At 68.2% G+C, this 6,349-nt stretch carries 7 protein-coding genes; 1 reads left to right on the top strand and 6 read right to left on the bottom strand.

Features of this window, described 5'->3' with window-relative positions; all coding sequences use genetic code 11:
* The 4 genes from AC1DOC_RS14580 to AC1DOC_RS14565 all read right to left on the bottom strand — a co-directional run.
* The coding region (locus AC1DOC_RS14580; RefSeq protein ID WP_478129984.1) for a feruloyl-CoA synthase at positions 1-1,500 on the bottom strand (1,500 nt) is incomplete at its 3' end.
* A gap of 1 nt (position 1,501) precedes the next feature.
* Positions 1,502-2,446, bottom strand: a complete 945-nt coding sequence (locus AC1DOC_RS14575; RefSeq protein WP_478129983.1) for a 3-hydroxyacyl-CoA dehydrogenase NAD-binding domain-containing protein — start codon at positions 2,444-2,446, stop codon at positions 1,502-1,504.
* Positions 2,447-2,456: 10 nt separating this feature from the next.
* Positions 2,457-3,449, bottom strand: a complete 993-nt coding sequence (locus AC1DOC_RS14570; RefSeq protein ID WP_436299180.1) for a Bug family tripartite tricarboxylate transporter substrate binding protein — start codon at positions 3,447-3,449, stop codon at positions 2,457-2,459.
* Between the two features lie 22 nt (positions 3,450-3,471).
* On the bottom strand, positions 3,472-4,398 hold the full coding sequence (locus AC1DOC_RS14565; protein WP_436299181.1) for a beta-keto acid cleavage family enzyme: 927 nt from the start codon (positions 4,396-4,398) through the stop codon (positions 3,472-3,474).
* 132 nt (positions 4,399-4,530) lie between these two features.
* Here AC1DOC_RS14565 and AC1DOC_RS14560 point away from each other — a divergent pair, with 132 nt between their 5' ends.
* Complete coding sequence (locus AC1DOC_RS14560) at positions 4,531-5,238, top strand: Crp/Fnr family transcriptional regulator (protein WP_436299182.1); 708 nt, start codon at positions 4,531-4,533, stop codon at positions 5,236-5,238.
* Between the two features lie 27 nt (positions 5,239-5,265).
* On the opposite strand, the gene AC1DOC_RS14555 is transcribed toward AC1DOC_RS14560, so the two are convergent.
* Together AC1DOC_RS14555 and AC1DOC_RS14550 are read right to left on the bottom strand one after the other, a co-directional pair.
* Positions 5,266-5,490: a tautomerase family protein gene (locus AC1DOC_RS14555; RefSeq protein ID WP_157611192.1), complete on the bottom strand. Its 225-nt coding sequence runs from the start codon at positions 5,488-5,490 to the stop codon at positions 5,266-5,268.
* Between the two features lie 46 nt (positions 5,491-5,536).
* The gene (locus tag AC1DOC_RS14550) at positions 5,537-6,280 is read right to left on the bottom strand and encodes an SDR family NAD(P)-dependent oxidoreductase (RefSeq protein ID WP_436299183.1); all 744 of its coding nucleotides are present in this window, start codon (positions 6,278-6,280) and stop codon (positions 5,537-5,539) included.
* Between the last annotated feature and the right edge of the window lie 69 nt (positions 6,281-6,349).

Genomic DNA, 6,349 nt, shown 5'->3' with positions numbered 1-6,349 from the left:
GTCCTGCACATGCGGCGCCAGCATCGAGACCAGCTTCACGCGCAGCGTGCCCACCGAGACCCAGGTGCCGCTCGAGAGCTTGAAGTCCTCGGCCACGCGGCCGTTGAAGATCACGCCCTGCGAGGGCTCGGCGGGGTTCGCAAGAAAGCCGGCATCGCCGATGCGGTAGTAGCCCTCATCGTCGAAGGCTTCGGCCGTTTYGCGCGGCGCATGGCGGTAGCCCGGGAACACCGAGACGCCCTTGACGCGCATCTCGAGCTTCTGGCCGTTGGGCACGAACTTGAGTTCGAGCCCCGGCAGCGGCGCGCCGATGCAGCCCGCGCCATCGAGTTTCCAGTGCGCGGATGTAATGGCCGGCGAAGTCTCCGTGGCGCCCCAGGAAGTGGTGAGCCACAGTGGCCGCTCGGGCCGCACGCGCTGGGCCACGGCTTCGAGCCGTTGCCAGGTGGAGGGCGCGAGCGCCGCGGCCGCATAGAAGGCCAGCCGCAGCCGCGAGAGCACTTCGCGCGCGAGCGCATCGTCGGCTTCGAGAAAAGGCAGCAGCATGTCGAAGCCGCGCGGCACGTTGAACAGCAGCGTGGGCTTCACCTCGCGCAGGTTGCGCACGGTCTTCTCGATCAGGCCCGGCGCGGGCCGGCCCTCGTCGATGTAGAGCGCGCCGCCATGGGCGAGCACCATGTGCAGGTTGTGGTTGCCGCCGAAGGTGTGACTCCAGGGCAGCCAGTCGACCAGCACCGGCTTCTCGTATTCGAGGAAGCGCCAGGTCTGCGCCATCATCTGCTGGTTGGCGCAGAGCATGCGGTGCGTGTTGATCACCACCTTGGGCTTGCCGGTGGAGCCCGAGGTCAGCAGGTACTTGGCGTGGGTGTCGGGCAGGATGGCTTCGTAGGCCTGCATCACGGCCGGCGTCTCGCTCGCCTGCAGCAGTTGCGCAAAGGGCAGGGCGCCCGCATGCGCATCGGCGTTGCGGCTGAACACCGCGGGCGCCTCGACGCCGCAGCCCGCGAGTGCGCCGCCGTAGACCTTGGCATCCGAGGCGTAGATCAACGCCGGCTGCAGCGCCTGCAGCATGCCGTGCAGCCGCGACGGATCCTTGGCCATGCGCGAATACGCGCTCGACAGCGAGCATGCGGTGCGGCCGATGTGCATGGCCGCGAGCATCAGCACCGCGTGGTCGATCGCATTGTCCGAGAGGATCACGATGGGCTTGTCGGCCGGCAGCTTGAGGTCGAGCAGGCCCTGCGCCACCGCACCCACGGCCTGGCGCAGCGCGCGGTAGTCGAGCTTGCGCCAGCCTTCGCCGCTGTCGTCGCGTTCCGCGAAAGCCAGCGCCTCGGGCGTCTCGCGCGCCCAACGCTCCAGCCATTCGCCGATGCAGCGCGCATAGGGCTTGAGCGCCATCGGCGAACGCAGCGCGAAGGAGCCGTCGTCGAAGTCGACGCGCACGGTGCGCGGCGGGGCGATCTGGCTGGGGTCCAAAAGGAAGTGGTCGTTGTTCATTTCAATCGAGTCTGCCGGTGTCGGCCTTGGCGCGAATCAGGTCTAACAGCAGCATGTCGCGCGCAGCCTCGAGCTCGGCCACGCGCCGCGCGCCCAGTTCTGCGGCCACGCCCTCGGCCACCTTCTGCTTGAGTTCTTCCGTCATCGACGGCGCGCCCAGGTCCTTCCACCAGTCCTCGATCGGCCCGCCCAGGTGCGCGAGCACATGTTCGATGCCGCCCGCGCCGCCCGAAAGATGCAGGTTCATGAACGGCCCCATCACCGCCCAGCGCAGGCCGGGGCCGTGCGCAATGGCGGTGTCGATGTCGGCCACGCTCGCCACGCCCTCGTCGACCAGGTGGAAGGCCTCGCGCCAGAGCGCGGCCTGCAGCCGGTTCGCGATGTGGCCCTTGACCTCGCGCTTCACATGGATCGGCCGCTTGCCGATGGCGGCATAGAAGGCCATCGCGCGTTCGATGGCCTGGGCCGAGGTGCGCTCGCCGCCGACCACCTCCACCAGCGGGATCAGGTGCGGCGGGTTGAAGGGATGGCCCAGCACCACGCGTTCCGGGTGCCTGCATTCGGCCTGCACCGCGCTGATCGCGAGCCCCGAGGAGCTCGACGCCAGGATCGCGTGGGCCGGCGCGGCCTCGTCCATGCGCCGGAACAGGTCGGTCTTGAAATCCAGCCGCTCGGGGCCGCTTTCCTGGACGAAGTCGGCCTGGGCCACCGCGTCTTCGAGCCGCGCATGAAAGCGCAGCCGCCCGGCCGAGGCGCCGGCGGCCAGGCCGAAGCGCTCCAGCGTGGGCCAGTGCGCGGCCACGGCTGCGCGCAGCCGCGCCTCGGCATCGGGCGAGGGATCGGTGGCCTCCACGTCGAGGCCGCGCGCGAGGARGTAGGCGGCCCAGCTGGCGCCGATGACGCCGGTGGCAACCACCGCGACGCGTGTTGTGGCAATCGGTTCCATCTGCATCCCCTCAGGAGTCCGCCGTGAAGCCGATTTTCTTGACCAGCGGGCCCCAGCGGTCGGCCTCGGCGCGCTGCGAGCGTGCCATCTCCTCGGCGGTGGAGCCCTGGGCGATCAGGCCGACCACGGCCAGGCTGTCCGTCACTACCTTTTCCTTGATGGCCGCATTGATCGCCGCATTGGCCGTGGCCACCACGCTGGCCGGCGTCCTGGCCGGGGCGTAGAAGCCGAACCATTCCTCGGTGGTCAGCTCGGCGAAGCCCTGCTCGGCGAAGGTCGGCACTTCGGGCGAGAAGGGCGAGCGTGCCTTGCCCGAGGTGGCGAGCAGCCGCAGCTTGCCGGCCTTGTGGTTGGGAATGAAGTCGCCGCTGGGCGTGACCATGGCGGCGATCTGCCCGCCCACCACGTCGGTCACGCCCGGGATGGAGCCGCGGTAGGGCACGTGCTTGAGATCGACCCCGTGGTTGAGGCCCAGCAGCGCGCCGATGAAGTGCGGCGTCGAGCCGGCCGCGGGCGAGCCGTAGCTGGCCTGGTTCGGATTGGCCTTGGCCCAGGCGAGGAAGTCCTTCACCGTGCGCACCTCGGGCGGCACCAGCGGGCCGACCGCGAGGCCGTGGTGCATGACGGCGGCAATCGACACCGGCGCGAAGTCCTTGCTGGGGTCGTAGCTGAGCTTGCTGTAGATGTGCGGATAGATCGAGGTGCACGAGAAGGGCGACAGCGCCAGCACGCTGCCGTCGGCCGGCGCGCTCCTGAGGCTTTCGAGCGCGATGCGCCCCCCGGCGCCCGGCTTGTTCTCGACCACGGCCACGTTGCGGCAGTAGGCCGAGCCCGCGAGCTTTTCGCCCACGCGGCGCGCCACGCTGTCGCCGGCACTGCCGGCCGGGAAGCCGTAGTAGATCTTGACCTGCTCGAGCGCCTGGGCCAGCGCGGCCAGCGGCGAGAGGGCGCCCAGCGCAGTGGCTGCGCCGAGCGTGTGGAGGAAGTGGCGGCGGGTGTCCATGCGATGTCTCCTTGGGTTGTTCTCAGCGCGGCGCGAATTCGGGGCGCGGGCCGCCTCTGCGCGGCAGCCCCATCATCTGCCTGGCTTCGGCCGGCGTGGCCACTTCCATGTCGAGCTCATGGATCACGCGCACGATGCGTTCGGTGAGCTGCACGTTGGTGGCCAGCTCGCCGTGGCGGAAGTAGAGGTTGTCTTCGAGCCCCACGCGCGCATGGCCGCCCAGCAGCAGCGCCGCCACGTTGGCTTCCAGCTGCGAGGGGCCGATGCCGCTCACGCCGAAGATGCTGCCGCGCGGCAGGGTGTCGACCATCATCTGCAGGAAGCGCGGCGAATACGGCATCGCGTTCTGGAAGTTGCGGTGCACGTTCATCACCAGGTTGATGAAGTAGGGCTCGTCGTCATGGCCTTCCTCGATCAGCGTGGTGGTGTCCTGCAGGATGTGCGTGGGGCTGAACACCTCCCACTCGGGCTTGATGCCGCGCGCCTTCATGCCGGCGGCGAGTTCGCGGCCGCGGGTGATGGGCGTGTCCATCAGGATCTGCTTGCCCTCGAAGCTCAGGTTGAGCGTGGTGGCGTCGAGCGTGCACATCTCGGCGCCCGCGTCCATGCCCTTGATGCGTTCTTCCCAGGCGATCTCCCAGCGATCGCCGGCCAGCGGCTTCACCATGTCGCCATGCACGCCGCCGCCGGTGGAGTTGTTGATGACGATGTCGCAGCCGGCGTTGCGGATGCGGCTGTTGATGTCGCGGTACACGTCGGCGCTGCATGTGGCGCCGTCGTCGGGGCGGCGCGCATGGATGGCGGCCACGCTCGCGCCGGCGTTCCAGCAGCGCAGCACGTCGGCCGCGATCTCGTCGGGCTGGGTGGGAAGGTGGGGGTTCTGCGACTTGTGCGCCATGCCGCCGGTGGGGGCGATGGTCACGATCACTTTGCGCTTGGACGACGACATGCTCCGGGTCTCCTGGGGTGTCTTCTTTCATGAGGGGCGCGCTATTATTTTTGGCGGCGCAGGCACACTCAGTCATTGCGACGACATTTGGGCTCAGGGTTTACGCACCCGGGCCTCAGGAGCTTTCATTTCATGGCCACGACGAAGCCGGCCTTCAAGGCGGCATCGCTGACGATTTCCCAGTTGCTGCAGCGCTCGGCCTGGTATCCGCTGCTCGACGAAACGGCGCGCGAGCGCGTGCTCGACGAGATCCGCGAGGTCGACGTGGCGGCCGGCGCCGCGCTGTGCCGGCGCGGCGACACGCCGCTGCACTGGTACGGCACGCTCGAAGGCTTGCTCAAGTGGTCGATCACCTCGAGCGACGGGCGCTCGGTGACCTTCGGCGGGCTGTCGGTGGGCAGCTGGTTCGGCGAAGGCACGCTGCTGCGCGGCGCTCCGCGTTCGGCCGACGTCATTGCGCTGCGGCCCAGCCGCGTGGCCCAGTTGCCGCTGGAGACTTTCGAGTGGCTGCACCGCACGCAGCGCGGCTTCGATCACTTCCTGCTGCAGCAGCTCAACGAGCGGCTGCACTGGTTCATGGGCAACTACGCGGCGCACCGGCTGCTCGACGCCGACAGCCAGGTGGCGCGTGCGCTGGCGGGGCTGTTCCATCCATGGCTGTATCCGGGCAGCGAGCTGCATCTGCAGACGTCGCAGGAAGAGATCGCGAATCTCTCGGGGGTGTCGCGGCAGCGCTGCAATGCGGCGTTGAACCGATTGAAGGAGGCGGGCTTCCTGCGGATCGAATACGGGGGAATCACCGTGATCGACCTTGAGGGGCTGCGGCGGTTTATCGAATAGGCGTGGTTCGCCGCGCCTGGGCGCCCTTCATTTCGCCGGCTTCGCCTTTTCCGCCAGCCGCTTGCGGTACTCCGTCGTCGTCAGGCCCGCAAAGCCCCAGTCGTCGGTGTCGATCTCTTCGATCACGATGTGCGTCCACTCGGGCGGCTTGTTCAGCACGCGTTCAAGCGTTTCCGTGAACTCGGCGATGACCTGGGTCTTCTGTTCGCGCGTCACGCCGTCGCGGGTGATCTTCAGGTTGATGAAAGGCATGGTGTCCTCCTTGGGTGGGTGGTTGGATCGATGAATGAAGGAGGGGTTACCACTTGCCCGTGCTCATGCCGCCGTCCACCGGCAGCACCACGCCCGTCGTGAAATCGGCGCTGGTGAGGTAGAGCACGGCGTCGGCGATTTCGCGCACGGTCGCAATGCGGCCGGCGGGCGAGAGGCCGTTCAGGAAGCCGTGCTGCTCGGGCGTGTACAGCGGCGTGTCGACGATGCCGGGCGCCACCGCATTCACCTTGACGTTGTGCGGTGCGAGTTCGAGCGCCAGCGCGCGCGTCGCGGCGTTGATGCCGCCCTTGATGAGCACTGGCAGCAGGGCAGGCACCTGCTGGTTCGGCTGCAGCGCGATGCTGGCGGTGATGTTCACGATGTGGCCCTGCCGGCGCGCCACCATGTGCCTTGCCGCGGCCTGCGAGGCGTAGACAAAGCCCTTGAGGTTGGTGGCCACCAGCTGGTCGAGCTCTTCCTCGGTGTATTCGACGAACGGCTTGGCGTTGAAGATGCCTGCGTTGTTGACGAGCACGTCGACCTGACCGAAGCGCTCCATGGCGCGGTCGATGAGCTGCTGCGCGGTCGCGCGCTGGCCGATGTCGCCGGCGACGCCGAGAAAGCGTGCCGGGTTGCCGAGCTGCTTTGCCGCGGCCGCGAGCCGCTCGTCGGTGCGTGCATTGGCGACGACGTTGAAGCCGCGTTCGAGGTAGGCCTCGGCCAGGCCCAGCCCGATGCCGCTCGAGGCGCCGGTGATGACGACCGTGGATGAAGTGCTGCTGTCTTGCATGTCGGGTTCTCCAGAAGTTGATGACGTGAGGAGAACTGTATTGATGACGCAGACATAGATAAATCACTA

It is taken from the genome of Variovorax sp. 01T439_2 (genome assembly GCF_056398445.1).
This window is presented reverse-complemented; position numbering and strand designations above follow the sequence as displayed.